The sequence below is a fragment of the Halocatena salina genome (assembly GCF_023115355.1).
GTDB lineage: Archaea > Halobacteriota > Halobacteria > Halobacteriales > Haloarculaceae > Halocatena > Halocatena salina.
The window spans coordinates 136,635-151,552 of the sequence record NZ_CP096022.1 but is presented as its reverse complement, the minus strand read 5'-3'; the positions used below and the strand labels follow the sequence as shown (position 1 = coordinate 151,552).

At 56.2% G+C, this 14,918-nt stretch carries 10 protein-coding genes and 3 pseudogenes; 6 read left to right on the top strand and 7 right to left on the bottom strand.

The window, feature by feature from the left end:
• Positions 1 to 4: 4 nt before the first annotated feature.
• The gene (locus tag MW046_RS17770; protein WP_247995853.1) at positions 5 to 778 is read right to left on the bottom strand and encodes an SDR family NAD(P)-dependent oxidoreductase; all 774 of its coding nucleotides are present in this window, start codon (positions 776 to 778) and stop codon (positions 5 to 7) included.
• Positions 775 to 2,052, bottom strand: coding sequence for an acyl-CoA dehydrogenase family protein (locus tag MW046_RS17765; RefSeq protein ID WP_247995881.1), 1,278 nt, complete (start codon positions 2,050 to 2,052; stop codon positions 775 to 777). The genes MW046_RS17770 and MW046_RS17765 overlap by 4 nt, the downstream gene beginning before the upstream one ends.
• A 254-nt stretch (positions 2,053 to 2,306) precedes the next feature.
• On the opposite strand from MW046_RS17765, the pseudogene MW046_RS19795 reads away from it, so the two are divergent.
• From MW046_RS19795 to MW046_RS17755, 3 genes and pseudogenes are all read left to right on the top strand, one after another.
• A pseudogene (locus MW046_RS19795) lies at positions 2,307 to 2,417 on the top strand (alpha/beta hydrolase); the annotation flags it as partial.
• Positions 2,418 to 2,602: 185 nt separating this feature from the next.
• On the top strand, positions 2,603 to 3,661 hold the full coding sequence (locus tag MW046_RS17760) for a phosphotransferase family protein (RefSeq protein WP_247995852.1): 1,059 nt from the start codon (positions 2,603 to 2,605) through the stop codon (positions 3,659 to 3,661).
• Positions 3,658 to 4,359 carry a 2-phosphosulfolactate phosphatase gene (locus MW046_RS17755; RefSeq protein ID WP_247995851.1) on the top strand — a complete coding sequence of 234 codons (702 nt, stop codon included), beginning with the start codon at positions 3,658 to 3,660 and terminating at the stop codon, positions 4,357 to 4,359. The genes MW046_RS17760 and MW046_RS17755 overlap by 4 nt, the downstream gene beginning before the upstream one ends.
• A gap of 644 nt (positions 4,360 to 5,003) precedes the next feature.
• On the opposite strand, the gene MW046_RS17750 is transcribed toward MW046_RS17755, so the two are convergent.
• Positions 5,004 to 7,742, bottom strand: a complete 2,739-nt coding sequence (locus tag MW046_RS17750) for an oligosaccharyl transferase, archaeosortase A system-associated (RefSeq protein WP_282190257.1) — start codon at positions 7,740 to 7,742, stop codon at positions 5,004 to 5,006.
• Between the two features lie 72 nt (positions 7,743 to 7,814).
• Positions 7,815 to 8,066, bottom strand: a complete 252-nt coding sequence (locus MW046_RS19790; RefSeq protein WP_438268218.1) for a DUF7123 family protein — start codon at positions 8,064 to 8,066, stop codon at positions 7,815 to 7,817.
• A gap of 169 nt (positions 8,067 to 8,235) precedes the next feature.
• On the opposite strand from MW046_RS19790, the pseudogene MW046_RS17745 reads away from it, so the two are divergent.
• The 3 genes and pseudogenes from MW046_RS17745 to MW046_RS17735 form a co-directional block, all read left to right on the top strand.
• Positions 8,236 to 8,358: pseudogene (locus MW046_RS17745) on the top strand (ArsR family transcriptional regulator); the annotation flags it as partial.
• Positions 8,359 to 8,419: 61 nt separating this feature from the next.
• Positions 8,420 to 9,088 (top strand): IS6 family transposase, encoded by a 669-nt coding sequence (locus MW046_RS17740; RefSeq protein WP_247995879.1) that lies wholly within the window; start codon positions 8,420 to 8,422, stop codon positions 9,086 to 9,088.
• A gap of 681 nt (positions 9,089 to 9,769) precedes the next feature.
• Entirely contained in the window at positions 9,770 to 10,747 is a 978-nt protein-coding gene (locus tag MW046_RS17735) for a nucleotidyltransferase family protein (protein WP_247995850.1), read from the top strand.
• 151 nt (positions 10,748 to 10,898) lie between these two features.
• Here MW046_RS17735 and MW046_RS17730 read toward each other — a convergent pair.
• From MW046_RS17730 to MW046_RS17720, 3 genes and pseudogenes are all read right to left on the bottom strand, one after another.
• Positions 10,899 to 11,597, bottom strand: a pseudogene (locus MW046_RS17730) (dolichyl-phosphate beta-glucosyltransferase); the annotation flags it as partial.
• Between the two features lie 11 nt (positions 11,598 to 11,608).
• Positions 11,609 to 12,637 carry a lysylphosphatidylglycerol synthase transmembrane domain-containing protein gene (locus MW046_RS17725; protein ID WP_282190256.1) on the bottom strand — a complete coding sequence of 343 codons (1,029 nt, stop codon included), beginning with the start codon at positions 12,635 to 12,637 and terminating at the stop codon, positions 11,609 to 11,611.
• Entirely contained in the window at positions 12,637 to 14,739 is a 2,103-nt protein-coding gene (locus MW046_RS17720; RefSeq protein WP_247995848.1) for an ArnT family glycosyltransferase, read from the bottom strand. The genes MW046_RS17725 and MW046_RS17720 overlap by 1 nt, the downstream gene beginning before the upstream one ends.
• Between the last annotated feature and the right edge of the window lie 179 nt (positions 14,740 to 14,918).

Below are 14,918 nucleotides of genomic sequence, written 5' to 3'. Positions count from 1 at the left end.
CGTCTCATGTGGTCGTCCAGCCTCCGTCAACCGTGAATACGCTCCCCGTGCAGTATGCCGAAGCATCGCTCGCGAGAAAGAGCGCGATACCCTTCAGATCGTCCGGTTCGCCGAGTCGACCGAGCAGCGTCTCCTCGGCCATCTGCTCGTGCATCGCATCCATTCCCGAATCCTTGCGGAATGCGCCACCACCGATACCGGTATGTGTCCACCCGGGTGCGATCGCGTTGACTCGAATCCCTCGTCTACCGAGATCAGCGGCAGCCTGTTTGGTGAGTTGAGCGACGCCACCCTTCGAGGCGACGTAGGCAGCGACGCCGGGGTACTCAGAGGCGACCGAACTGAGCACCGACGCCGTCGTGATTATCCTTCCACCTTCCTCCATTACCCTAGAAGCTTCCCGGATGGTGTAGAAGACTCCATCGAGATTGACATCCATTACGTCATCCCACTCCTCGATGGAGTACCCATTGACTGGTGAACTCAGTCGGCCGATACCGGCGTTGGCGAAAGCGACGTCGAGACCGCCGAATGTTTCCGTGACCCGTTCGACCATCTCGGCGACCGCTTCGTGGTCAGTGACGTCGACCTCCATGGCGATCGTCTCGGCATCGAGCTCGTCGGCAACCGCCTCGACCCCCTCGGCATCGATGTCTGCGAGTGCGAGCGTTGCACCTGTGTCGGCACACGCCTCAGAGTAGGTCTTTCCGATACCCGAGGCAGCGCCTGTAATCAGTACCACGTCGTCGTCCAGTCTGAATCTATCGAGCGTGCTCATGATGCATCCTCTCCTACACTGGTCAAATCGGTATCAGCACGGAATCGCGTGACGTGTTCGACCTCTTCGGGTTTGATTTCCTCGTCGTCGAACGCGCGCTTTGCGACCGAGCGCAAGTGTGCTTCGTCGGCCCCATCGATGATGCGGAAACACCGCACATTCTCGTAGAAATCAGCGAGCGGGAGGTCCTTCCCGATGCCGTTGCCGCCGCAGGCCTGTACACAAGTGTCGATAACCTCCTGTACGGTTTCGGCGGCGAACACCTTCGACATCGCACACTCAGTGCTCGCATCACCCGTTTCGGCGTAGGTTCGGGCGGCGTGACGCACCATTGTCCGGGCGGAATGCAGGCGCATCTCTGCGTCGGCGATCTCAAATCGGGCGTTCTGTTTCTCGCTGAGGCGCTCGCCGTAGGCGGTGCGCTCGTCCATATAGGCCTTCGCGACGTCGAGCGAGCGGTCTGCCATCCCCATGAAACGCATACAATGAGTGAGTCGGGCGGGAACGAGGCGCTGCTGGGCGATGGCAAGCCCGCCATTTTCGGCTCCGAGCAGGTTCTCCTCGGGGACTCGGACACCGTCGTAGATGATTTCGGAGTGGGCAATCCCAGCCTCACCCATGTGAGGGATGTCCCGAGCCACGTCCACGCCGTTGGCGTCGCCCGGCACGACGAACAGCGAGGTACCGACGTAGGGGTGGGCGTCGAGGTCGGTGCGGGCGGCAACGATCAGGAAGTCAGCATCGCTGCCCTGTGTCGTCCACCACTTGTGGCCGTCGATGACCCACTCGTCGCCGTCCTTTTTCGCCGTAGTCTTGATCTTCTTCGCATCCGACCCCGCCCCGTTCATCGGTTCAGTCATGGAGAACCCGGACGTGACTTCGCAGTTCGCCAACGGCCGGAGGAATTCTTCCTTCTGTTTTTCTGTGCCCGCCTCCTCCAAGATATGCATATTTCCCTCGTCGGGCGCGGCGACATGCATCGCTGACATGGCGAAGATACTCCGGCCAGCCTGCTCGAACACCGGCAACAGGTCGCCGAAGTCGAGACCGAGGCCACCGTACTTCTCGGGAATCTGTGGACCGAACACGTCGTGCTTGCGCGCCTCTTCGCGCAGTTCCTCAACCAATCGCTCGCCCTCCGCGTGACGGTCGGCGTCGCTGCGCTCGTCGCGCTGGCCGAGCAGTTCCCGCTCCTGTGGGAGCACTACTTCATCGATGAACCGTCGAGTTCGGTCGCTGACCTCTCGTGCACGCTCGGAGTCCTGATATCTGATATCCACACTGGCTTCATCGAGAGAACTGGTAGTTAATGTTGAGCCTTCGATACGAGGGAGCCCGTAAGGGTCGTGAATACGGACTTGGATTTCAGCGCTCACTGTAACGATGAAAGGTGTGACGCAAACGCTGCACGTCGCATAGAACCTGACGGAAAACTTGCCCCACATCTGAGGAAAAGCTGTGATAATGGTTGCTTTCCCCTCCTCAGGGAGGATGGGCGTCCCGAACCGATTTTCGATTCGAGGATGAGACCGCATTCGTCAAGCGATTCCACGATGCTGGGTACGCATACATCGTGTTTGATCATTGTTGCTTTGGTGATAGCGATGGTGAGCCGCGCGAGTTGCTGGATATTGATAGTTAGCTCGGGAACTGACGCGCCGCAGTTGCCTTCTCTCGAGAGCTACGTTCACTCGTTCAGGACCGCTCATCCAGACAACGACCTCGTATAGAAGGCCCAACACTAACCTTCGATTCTTTCAATAAAGTCTGTGTGAACATCACCTATCAGAACTCCGAGTACGCACGGGGGACGTCTGAGTTGCAATGACAGAAGTAACCGACCTCGTTGACCGTGACGGTTTGCGGGAGTTCCTCGCAAGCGAACTAGGCGAGACCGAGACGTTCGACGTGAAACGCCACGAGGAGGGCTTCTCGAACGAGACCCTGTTCGTGACGTGGGGCGACCGAGAACTGGTCGTCCGTCGTCCGCCGCCGGGCGAAACCGCCGACACCGCCCACGACATCCTTCGAGAGTACACTCCCATCGACGCACTCCAAGGTACCGACGTTCCGGTGCCGCGGACGGTCGCGGCCTGCGAGGATACGTCGGTCATTGGGAGCGTCTTCTACGTGATGGAGCGCGTCGACGGCGATGTGCTACGATTTTCGGCACCCGGTCGATTCAACGACCCGGACCACCAGCGTCGTATCGGTGAGGAAATGGTCGACACGCTCGCTGCTATTCACACCGTCGACTACGAGTCAGTCGGTCTGGATGACTTCGGTGACCCAGAGGGGTTCACCGAACGGCAGGTCAAGCGCTGGACCGAACAGATCGAGTGGGCGTTCGAGGAGACGACTGCCAAACGGGAAGTCCCAGAAATCGGACGAGTTGGGGACTGGCTCACCGAAAACGTTCCCACCAATCCGCCAGCCGCGCTGGTTCACGGTGACTACAAACTCGACAACGTGATTTTCGGACCGGAAACACCTCCCGAAATCGCTGGCGTGCTCGACTGGGAAATGAGTACGCTGGGCGATCCCCTCTGTGACCTCGGCTGGCTGTTGTTTTTCTGGCCAGAAGAGAAGGACCCGCTTCCACCCATCATGCAGACCATCTCTCCGCCGTTCCTGACCACCGGCGAGTATCCCACGCGTGCCGCTCTCACCGAACGGTACGAGGAAAAAACCGGATTTACGGTCGACAACCACCGATTCTACCGAGCTCTTGCTGTCTACAAAATGGCCGCTCTCGGGGAGATGTTCTACGCACGATATCTAATGGGCAATAGTGACAACCGGTTTTACGAGATGATGGACGACGGTGTGCCGGCGATGGCCGAGCAGGCGGTCAGCATCATCGAGGGAGACCAGCCCCTATGAGCCACGAGCGAACGGAGGTAAACACCGACGAGCCCGTAGTACACACACTTGACCGGCTCGAAGACGTTCCCGAACCGACGCCCGCCGGGGACTTCGTGGTTATCGACGTTATCATCTCCTCGACGAGCATTGTGCAGCTGTTCGAGGCGGATGCAGCCTATGTCAAGCCCTTTGCCAATGTCGACACCGCGCTCGCCTTTGCGGAGACCACTAACGACGCGTTCCTTGTTGGCGAGCAAGAGGGGCGGGCAATCGACGGGTTCGATTCAGGACCGCTGCCATCGGTACTTGACACCCACAACATTGAGGAACGGCCAGTCGGTATCCTGACCTCGAATGGAACGCGGGCGGTCGAGCGGATCGGCTATGATCGTGAGATATTTGTTGCGAGTACGGTCAACGCTGCGGCAATCGCGTCAGCTCTCGAAGGCCGCGGTCGTGACGTGTGGTTGGTCGCCGCTGGCCGTCGCGGGAATCCAACACCGGAGGACAGTGCCGGGGTCGAACTCGTCAAGCGTCATTTTTCGGGTAACCTCACGGAAACTGCAGAAGAAACGATAAAAACGGATATCCGCACTAGCGGTACGGCACGGTGGCTCACTGAACTCGGATTTGAACACGAAGTTGAACAGCTTCTCCAGTTCAACTCAAGTGACATCGTTCCACGAATGAAAAACGGTGTCTTCGGTACTGTCTAGGCAATATATGAGCAGTTCTTGGACTGGCTGGGTGAACCTCCAAAAACAGCTCACAGAGACCATCGAGACGCCCTTTATTGAGTATTGAGACAACGAGAGCACCGCGAGCATCCTGAGAACGATCGTAGTGCGGCTCCGTTCAATGGGTGTTTCACTTCGGGAGATGGCTGCGACGCTCGAAATCTTCAGCGTCTTCCGCTCGCATCAAGCGGCGTTTCAGTGGGTTCACCGTGTCGGTGAGAAGACTTCAGACCCGCCGACGGCTTCGGCGGCGCAGCTCGTGGTCAACGAGATCGCGGTAGATTGCTCATGCACAGCTGGGCTCGGGATCTATACTTCGCAGATAGCTATGCATTACGAATCTACTGAGCCAACTTCTGACAAACAGAGGTGATCGCGCGCTAGTCAGGGGCTTTCAGGGAGTCTTGCCACAGTATCACAGATCGAATAGCATACCGATAGAAGCCTTTTTGTGGCATAATATTGCAAATTCCACTTCAGCATGCGTAAGTAAAAGCCGTTTACAGAAATCTATTCTCCGAAGTTAGGAACTATTGGAATCTAGACTTGCTTACGAGTGAACCGCCTCAAGTTCAAGCTCTGAGGTGCTCGCTTTACTCATCAATAGAGAGAAGCGATGTCACTCAGTCAGTAGAGAGGGTAACGTTGATCGCGGTTGTGTCTTCTCCAATTACCTTCGCTTCCGGAACGTCAATCGTAGTGGCCGCCGTCGTGGATTCGTTCGTTGTGTTCGTGAGACTGAAGCTATACGGGCCTGTCGCCTGAACACTGACGTTGGTGTATCCTGCGTCAACGCCCCAATTCTCATATCCTGTGGTAGAGTAGGGGAGTGTCATTGTGAACTCGCCATCCGCTCCAGTTTCCGCTTGCTGGGTATACGTGAATGTTGAGTTCTGGTTCGGGATTGATAGCTGAACCGAGGCAGTAACCGTTGAATTAGCCGGTGCTCGCCCGTCGATCTCTGCGCCCGGCACGCGTTCGAATGTCTTCACCCACGACCCTTGAGATATTCCTGTGAGAGTAGACACGCTGTACTGTGAGTCGCTGGCGTGAACTAACCGGTAGTGTTCCAGTGCTGGAATTCGGTCGGAGGGCAGCCCGGAAACACCGCCAATCTGTGAGGTTCCGTCACTCTGAACGTATGCTTCGGCAGCAGTCATATTTTCGAACTGCTTGATGAACTGGCCGTCAGACGGGGTTGTAGCGATAGTAGTGATGTCGCCACTCGATGTCTGTACCTGTTGAGTTTCCCAGTCAACGACGATTGGTTGCGTATCAACCGCACTTCCGTAGTATTGGTACAAACGGACACGAAGACTGTCATAGTGTTGCTGTTGTTTGATGTACCCGGCAAACTGTATGCTAGTATTCGTTGACTGGTACACTGGTTCGACAAGATCTGTTGAGGTCAGGTTTTCATCGGTCGTAAAGGCCGTCGGTGCGGTATATTTTTCCGATCCGGGGGTAGTCAGTTTCCAGTCAAGCATCACGTACTGCGCTTGCTCGTCGTCCCAAGTGACGAAGTCGTTTGCTGCGGTTTCATTACTGGACAGGAGGAAATCCGCAGCGGTCGTCGAGCCTTGTTGGAACGGATTTGCAACCGGGATCCGTTCACCGAGGGTTGTGATGAAGTGGCCGTAATCCCACCACGATACCACCCCGTACGCTCCTGATGGGTATTCGTAATCCGCAGTTTGTGAAACCGTCGCTTGGTACGACATTGCTGTTGCGTTCGGGTTTCCATAAGTTCCTTCCGAAGGGGTGTTCGACTGAAGCCAGGCAAGACTGTCCTCCCAAGCCGTGACTTCACCTGGCTGGTTGCTCTCTGCGACAGTCGTTGAGTCAAGAGTCACTCCACTCGCTCCAATTGACGAGACGAATGGACCAACTAGAAGAGAGACGATCAGCACTCCTATAATTACTTGATATGCACTGATGTTCCGGACGTTATCGAGCTTCTGTAGCCCTGTTTTTCGACTGACCCAGGCGATACAAACACCCGTCAACACGGCGACTGGGATGATGAGGTAGTAGTCGAAGCGGACCTGGGTTAGAGTCGCCATCGTCATTAACGCGAACCAGACTAGGAGGGCGACATCCGATCCCCGTGAATCTTGGGCGCGAAGATACTTCGTAATGAGAAGCACAGCTCCTGCAACTGCAGCGAGGAAAGCAAGCCCGTACGACTCCAGCATGAATGTCTCGACGGAGTCGAGTGGAATTGGCTGTGCTTCCCCGATTGTTCGAGCACTGGCACTCGCATCATACCCGAAAATACGATAGAATTGACTGACGAAGTACTCGAACTGTGTTGGGGCGATCACTCGAACAAGTAATGCAAGGGCAATCGTCCCTCCACCGAGAATGCCAGGATAGTATTTTGTCGGGAGTGAGCGCGATTCGATGAAGCGAGCTAAGGTAGCCAAAATCGTGAGCCCAACTGCAACGAGAACGAATAGTAATGGCTGGAGGAGTGAGAAATCCGTCGAGCTGAGTCCCAGTGTGGACATCGGAACAAGCAAGATGAGTGCAGTGACCAGTGACGAGATGATCCCCTGAAGCGCGACGTGTTCCGGGCTTCGGTTACGAATGAACTCTGCGGTCAGGTGTAAGCCATAGAATACGGCAAGGATGAACGCAATAACGACACCAGGTGGCCAAACGGACACGTACAGTGCTACAGCAATTCCAGCAAGGATCGAGCGAACGAATGGTTTTTTGACTGCTTGGAACTCTCGCGCTTGAATCACCTCAAAGACGGGTTTTTCACGTTCAGCCGTTTGGACGGCAAGCATTACAGCCAGCATTCCAAACGCCTGGAACAATGTTTCAGCGGCGTGATGATCGGAGAAGCCGACCATGGTCCGTTGAAGGAATGCACCGGGGGTCAATGCTAAGACGACGACAGCGCCGATACCGGCAAGTCGGCCACCAAAGTGTCGTCCAAGTAGATACGTGGGGATAATCACGAGCGTCCCCAGAACTGCCGGGGTGAACAGGAGTGTGAGACCGATGGTTTGTTCCGTGGGACTTCCAGCACCGAGTACGAGTGCCACGGTTGCAACGAGCTGGTCGTAGAGTGTTCCAAATTGACCAGAGACGGTTCCTGTTGGGAATGACGTCCACGGATCAAACGGCATTGTTTGCGGGAAGTTTGCTACGGTATACGTAACCTGCCGATAGTGATACCATGCGTCATTGCCGCTGAATAACACTTGGCCGCTGCTTACGAATGTGGACCAGCCTTGAATGCGAGTCCATAACATGTAGCTTGCCAAGAGTAGGAGAGCTGGGATCTGGTATTGGTCTTTGAGCCATGCAGTCGCGGTGTCGGAGTTGAGTTGATCGGACCACTGAGTCATGCGTGGGAAGGATCTCTGGAAATATGGGGTGAGTCGGTTTGTTGAGACTAGGGAACTGCGGGCTATTTCGGGTCACTCGGAATTCCGTTCGATGTACCACGTCGTCCCACCGCTGTAACCCCATTTAGTAACGGAAAATTCGGACGCTGAACCTTGGAGTTGGAAGAGCAAAGCACCAATTTCTTTCGAGGACAGGTCTGTCTCTGCGGCTATTTTCCTTCTTTTGAAGTAGTGATGTCCGTCTGCGATTTTTCGACGAAGATAGGCTTCTAGCGCCTTGCGTTTCACGTTGCCCTTCGGTTGGGTCTCGGATCGCGCGTCCATATCAGGGAAGAAGCGTACGTACGCTTATCAGCAATTTCCGAATTTACGCACTGATCCCACAAGAGTCGGGCACAAATTAGCCCAAAATGGCCAGAGCATCTCTAATTCCCGAAAGCGGCTGAGTAGAAAGACAAATCTATATACGCAGAGTAGTCTCTAATGCTATTAAATGCGACAGTTGCTATGGTGGCTCATTGGGGGCTCCCGTGGCGGGCGAAACCGGTTACGGATCGTCCGCACGCTAGAAGAGCGTCCAATGAACACCAATCAGCTGTCGAACGAATTGGACCTGAAGGCACTGTCTAGTTGAGCCAGTTTGAGAGGTGAGCAGGCCGTTGAGTTTGTTGGATCAAATGCTCGCAGACCTGCTCAGCGAGAGCTACGATACAGATTTAGAAGAATCTTGGGAGAATGAGCGGACGACGACGCCCGTCAGGGCGTTCGCCGTCCGTCTCCATGCAACCGGTTGTTCACTTCGGGAGATAACAACTATTCTTTCAGAACTCGGCGTCGAACGCTCTCACGGAGCGGTTTGGAACTGGGTACACCGGCTGGCTGACAGCGTTTCTGACCCGCCGCCGTCGCGGGTCGCGATTGATGAGACTGCTGTCAAGATTAACGGTGAATGGTCTTGGTTGTACGCTGCAATAGACCTCGACACGAAGTTGATTCTCGACGCCCAGTTGTTCGGACGCCACGGCACCGATCCGGCAGCTGCGTTCCTGCATGGACTCCGCGAGAAACACGATCTCTCCGAGGCGGTGTTTCTCGTCGATCAGTTCGGCTACCGGACTGCCCTTGCTCGATTGGGGTTGAACGGACAGGTCGACTATACCGACCGAAACCTCATCGAGAAGTGGTATCACACCTTCAAAATGCGAGTTGACCGTTTCCATAACTCGTGGGTGGGCAGTCGGCGGAGTGCCCGCAGATGGATTGAACAATTTGTGCACTACTACAATCATCAGAGACCGCATCAATCGCTCGATGGACGAACGCCAGCCGACGAAGTGCTAAACTAGACAGTGCCGTGTTTTTGGCTAAATATCCCTATTATTAGTGAAGATATAAATAAGCCAGTTTATAACCAGTGAACGATCTGTTCGTAAGGACTCTAGGGATTTCCAAAGGCATGAGGTCAATTGCCGTGGGCTGGAGAATTGTGTGGTGACCATACACCAAGCGCTATGAAACGATCGGTGGTAATCGTTTACTAATTCGGACATGAATTATTTCCAAATAATTTTCACATTGCCTCCCATGACCGATAGCATCCCGAGGGCTGTTTCCGGGAGCGATCTCGAGAAGCGCTGGCGATTTTGGCCACATTTGTGCCTCAGTCCCCGGTTAATTATGTGGAATTTCGGACAAGAGATAACCCAATGCAGGGTGGCAATACACGTGGAGACACACCCGAAACGATAGTTAGCTTTCGATGGGCACTTCGAAGCGACCGTCATTTTGGGGTGGCTCTACGCCCGACGTGTGCGACGAATGGCAGAATCTGTGTTTGTCGGGACCTGCTCACTGCCCTTCGAAGCGTACACGAACGACACTGCTACTATGAAACGACACGCACGTACGAAACCGGAATTTGGAGAAGTGACTACTAGACGAGAAGCGGCCGATGGATCAACCACCGGCGTTGTCATTGTGAGCAACGCGAACGACTGCTTTGGCGCCACACGTTGTGAGGGAACTACATGAAAGCTGTCGTCCTCGCGGGGGGCTACGCCACGCGGCTCTGGCCGATTACGAAACATCGACCGAAGATGTTCCTTCCGGTCGGCGAAGCGACGGTCATCGATCACATCCTGCGGGAACTGGAGATTGAGGATCGAATCGAGATGGTATATGTCAGCACCAACGAGCGATTCGGTGCCGAATTCAGCACGTATCTCCGTGACAGTGAGTTCGAGAAACCCCAGCTGTCGATCGAACGATCGAGTGCCGAACGGGAGAAATTCGGCGTCGTCGGTGCACTCACCCGGCTCGTTGAACGAGAAGACATCGAGGACGATATGGTTGTGATCGGGGGTGATAACCTGTTTAGCTTCGATATCGCCGATTTTATCGATGCATTCGAGATGTGGGCAGCACCCACGATCGCAGCCTACGACGTGGGCACACCCGAGAACGCAACGCCTTACGGCGTGCTGGAACTCGACGATAGGTGTGTCGTCGGCTTTTCGGAGAAACCCGATGATCCAACCAGCTCACTCGTTTCGGTTGCCTGCTATGGATTCCCACGAGAGACGTTATCGCTGCTCGATTGCTATCTCGCCGAAGGCAATAATCCAGACGAACCGGGGTGGTTCGTCCAGTGGCTTCAGGAACGAAAGTCAACCCACGCCTACACATTCGATGGAGCATGGTTCGACATCGGAACGCAGGAGAGCTACCTCGAAGCCCTCGCCTGGCAGCTCGACGGTGAGTCATACGTCGCTGAGAGTGCGACGCTCGAGAACGTAACCATCGGCGACGACGTGTACGTGATGGACGACGCGACACTCGTCGATTCGACCATCGAACGGACAGTGGTCTTTCCCGGAACGACGATCGAATCGGCAACCGTTCGCCGATCGATCGTGGATACGGATGCACGTATCGTCGATCTATCCATCCACGATGGATTGATCGGCGCCCACACGCAACTCTCGAACAGACAGGGTCGACCGTAGCTTAGCTTGATCACCGGTCGGGCCACTCCCGATGACGATGCTTTCTACTGATGGATGGCTCATTACCGAGAGTCATCGGAGAAACCCGCTCGATTTCGATTGGCCAGCCGAATTGTGGGGATTCGTACTACTGGACGAATTGGACTGCCAGTCGAAACACGTGATAGCCCATATATCCCCCATCCCGAACGATCTCGACGCTCGTATCCTCACCGGGGTTCCACACGACAGGGAACTCGTGGATCCGGAAACCCATTCGCTGGGCCCGGACTAAAATCTCGGTGTCCCAGAACCAATGGTGATCCTCTACCGTCGGTAGAACCGCTTCGAGGAGCTCCCGATCGAATACCTTGAAGCCACACTGATGGTCGTGAATCGTCGAGGACAGACACGTTCTAACTAGGCCGTTGTAAATGTGACTGGCGACATAACGTTTCACAGATCGATTCGCGTTGCTTTCGGGGAGCAGCCGTGAGCCAGTAGCTGCGTCGTATGGCCCCCTCCGAACGCTCTCGACGAGAGGTTCGAGGTGGGACATATCGGTGGCGAGATCGGTGTCGATGTAGCCGACGACGTCGCTGTCGACGGCTTCGAATACCCGTGAAAGCGCCCCGCCGCGACCAGCGCGCCCATCGCTGTGGAAGTGACGAATTCGATCATGTTCGTCTGCTAGTCGGTTGGCGATCTCTGGTGTCTCGTCCGTACAGCCGTCTTCGGCGACGATTACCTCGAACGAATCGCTTGGCAGGAACGAATCCAGCGTTTCGACGGTCGTTGTCGTCGCTGCTTCGATGGTCGATTCCTCGTTGTAGGCGGGCAATACGATGCTGACGTCGACTGCTTCGTTCATAATGATCTAAATTACAATTGATCTGTACTTCTCGTCCGACGATTCACCGACAGGGAGATGGGATACCATAAGCCGATCGCGTAGACCGTTACACCGATGCCGACTACGCTCCAGTAGCTGATCAGCCGGTAGCAGATAGTGACAGCGGCGACCGCTGTCGGATCCAGTCCAACCCATCCGAGGACGAGCGCGATCCCGGCCTCGGTAACGCCGAGTCCACCTGGGGTGATCGGAATCGTCGAGAGCAACACGCCGACGAGTGCCGCGACGAACGCACCCCCAAACGACAGGTCGACACCGAGTGCGACCCCGACGAGATACATAGTCATCCCTTCGAACAGCCAGCCGATCGCGGTGTAGCCGACGAGCTGGGGATACCGATCGAGCGAATCGACCGTTCCACGCCGCACCCGACGATAGATCCTCTGTACACGACTTGGAAGCCATCGATCGAACGACCTTCCGGCCCGATCGATCACGAGGAGTCCACTGATGACAACGATGAGTAGCCCAGTACCGATCATCGTCGCCTGAAGAACAGCTGGTGGAACGTCGCCCCAGAAGACGACGATGACCGTAGCGACGAGTGCTACCACCAGGATGGCTATGTCGACGATCCGTTCAGTGAGGACGGTACCAGCGGTGACACTGATATCGGCGTCTGTCGAGCGGTGGAGCACCGAACAGCGATAGACGTCGCCGAGGCGGGCAACTGTCACACAGTTTGCGAACCATCCGAGATAGATGATCCGAGTGAGTTCGGTGATGGAACCGATTCGACTATCGCCATGCACTGTGTATCCGACATTCTCTAGTAGGAGCTGCCAGCGTAGCGAGCGGACGATTCCGAGACCCTGGAACAGACAAAGTGCAGCCACGAACCAGAGTGGATCGGCCTCTTGGAGCGACGTCAGCACGGCGTCTACGTCGACAGTGGTCACACTCCGCACGGTGAGTACCAACAACCCCAGGCCGAGGAGAAATGAGATAACGTTTCTTGGGCTGCAAATGTGGTTCCGAATCGACGGTCGATCGACCATCAGCTACTCACCGCAGAGCTGCAGTCGTAGAGCGTGTAGCTTGTGATCGTCGAGTCATTCGAGGTGCCCGATTGCCACTGATCGTTCGGTACGGATCGACAGCTGTTCTCGACCCACTCTGTGGTTTCGCTCTGCTGGCCACCGTCGAACATTGAGCCCATTCCGCCCGATGGCGGCGATCCTCCTGTTCGGTTCGCCATGAAGTCGTTCGTCCCACCAGAAAGGCCGCCCATCGGTCTCTCACTGGTGACGACGTACCGGACGTCCCCCTGCGCTACGAGTGTGGCCAGTTCGCTCGAATTCATCACCGGATCGCTCCCGCTGAAGCCGCCGAGCGAAATGACGGGTTCGTCGGTGGCGAGCATTATCGGTGCGGCCGTCATCGCGCTGCCATCGACAGCCGCGAGATACGTCGCGTTCCCCTGATTAGCTTCCAGATACGACGTGAGTGCGTCACTCGTCTGGGTGTCCGACGTCGCCGGTCCAGCGCCGGACATCCCACCGGCCATCGCCGGAACCGACGACGAAGCCCCACCGCTCCCATTGAGCTGTGGAGCGCCCCCACCGAACTGTCCGGAGGATGGTCCACCCGACGGGGCCGATCCACCGGTATCCATCGTCATCGGACCCGCAGACGGGATCGTGACGTTTGATCCGGAGACGATCGAGAACGCTCCCCAGATCGTTGGCGCAACCAATAGGATGATGAGCGCCACGACCACCGCCCCTTTTGCTACTCCCCGGTGCGATTCCTCCCGAACGCGTGCGACGACGAGAACGGCTGTTGCGAGGATCGTTCCACCCAGCACGACCGGTTGCAGCACGCCAGCAAAGGTGGGATAATCGAGCAGAATGTACGCCTGCACGCTAGCCGTCACGAGCAACGCACCGGGGAGTAACCATCCCTGTGGTCCAGACGTTCGGTACATGTCCCACAGCTCCGTCAGCCCGATCCCCACAAGGGCTGCGACGGCTGGGGCCAGCATGACCAGATAGTAGCGATGGAAGAATCCGGCGACGCTAAAGAACGTTGCCGCGGTGAGAAACCACGTTCCCCACAGCACGACGGATCGACTCTGCGCGTCGAGTGGCCACCGATCCCGATACCGATATCCTGCAATGAGGAGACCGATCAATGCGAGTGGGATGAGCCAGCTGATCTGTCCGGCGAGCTGTTGATTGAACAGCCGCAACGGACCCGCTGCACCGTGTGAGAACCCACCGCCAGCCATTCCGCCGCCACCACTGCCTCCACTGGTCATCCCTCGATTGATGCCAAGGAGGCGCTGGATGCCGTTGTAGCCGACGATCAAGCTGAAGATGGAGTTCGTGTCTGTCGATCCGATGAACGGACGCTGGGCGGCTGGTATCAACGCGACGATCGTCGCCCATGCAAACGAGATGACCGACAGCACGCCGGTTGCGAGGACGAGATCCATAAAGCGACGTCGTACCGACATCCGTGATGCGAGCAGGTAGACGAGATAGAACGCCGGCAAGACGAGATAGGCCTGCATCATCTTGATGTTGAATCCCAGCCCTACCGCAGTCATGGAGGCGAACAGCCACCGGCGACGACCAGTTTCGGCCGCCCGAAGCAGGAAGTATGCCCCGGCGAGCACGGCCAGTACCACCAGCATGTCGGTCGTGTTGTTCCGACTTGTGGGAATCACGATTGGCGTCAGAGCCATCGTCAGCGCCGCTACAACCCCTGCCCACGATCCGAATGTCCGCCCCACCAGCACATACACCAGTGCCACCGACAGCACGCACGCGATAGCTTGGGGGAGAATCATACTCCAGCCGTTGAACCCGAACAGCCCCGCACTAGCTGTCTGTATCCACAGCCCGAGCGGTGGTTTGTCGACCGTGACGTAGCCCGCATCGAACGCCACAAAGAAGAAATTCTCCGAGCTCCGGAGCATGTTTTTGACCGCCGCCGCATAATAGAGGTTACCGTATCCCTCACTGGGAAGTCTGAACAACGTCAAGATCGCCGACAGACAGAGGATCCCTCCGAGTACGAGTCGTTCTAAAAACGACTCCTCGAAGAGAGACGACACGCTATCGAACGGCGAGTGGATCGGCGAACTATCGCTCATCTGTGCGTACTGTCCCCCCTACCAACCGACCGACAGCAGACAGTGAGACGATAGCAACCATTACGACAGTGAATCGACGTTCCGCTATGAACTGATGTACAACTCATACGTAGTTACGAATCGTGCTGGCCCTCGAACGACCATAACCTATTGCCAAAAAGACAGGTATATTCTGCAGA

Coding starts and splice junctions, on each gene's coding strand:
- MW046_RS17755 (WP_247995851.1), top strand. CDS start 3,658: ATGAGCCACGAGCGAACGGAGGTAAACACCGACGAGCCCGTAGTACAC.
- MW046_RS17770 (WP_247995853.1), bottom strand. CDS start 778: ATGAGCACGCTCGATAGATTCAGACTGGACGACGACGTGGTACTGATT.
- MW046_RS17750 (WP_282190257.1), bottom strand. CDS start 7,742: ATGACTCAGTGGTCCGATCAACTCAACTCCGACACCGCGACTGCATGG.
- MW046_RS17760 (WP_247995852.1), top strand. CDS start 2,603: ATGACAGAAGTAACCGACCTCGTTGACCGTGACGGTTTGCGGGAGTTC.
- MW046_RS17740 (WP_247995879.1), top strand. CDS start 8,420: ATGCTCGCAGACCTGCTCAGCGAGAGCTACGATACAGATTTAGAAGAA.
- MW046_RS17725 (WP_282190256.1), bottom strand. CDS start 12,637: ATGGTCGATCGACCGTCGATTCGGAACCACATTTGCAGCCCAAGAAAC.
- MW046_RS17735 (WP_247995850.1), top strand. CDS start 9,770: ATGAAAGCTGTCGTCCTCGCGGGGGGCTACGCCACGCGGCTCTGGCCG.
- MW046_RS19790 (WP_438268218.1), bottom strand. CDS start 8,066: ATGGACGCGCGATCCGAGACCCAACCGAAGGGCAACGTGAAACGCAAG.
- MW046_RS17720 (WP_247995848.1), bottom strand. CDS start 14,739: ATGAGCGATAGTTCGCCGATCCACTCGCCGTTCGATAGCGTGTCGTCT.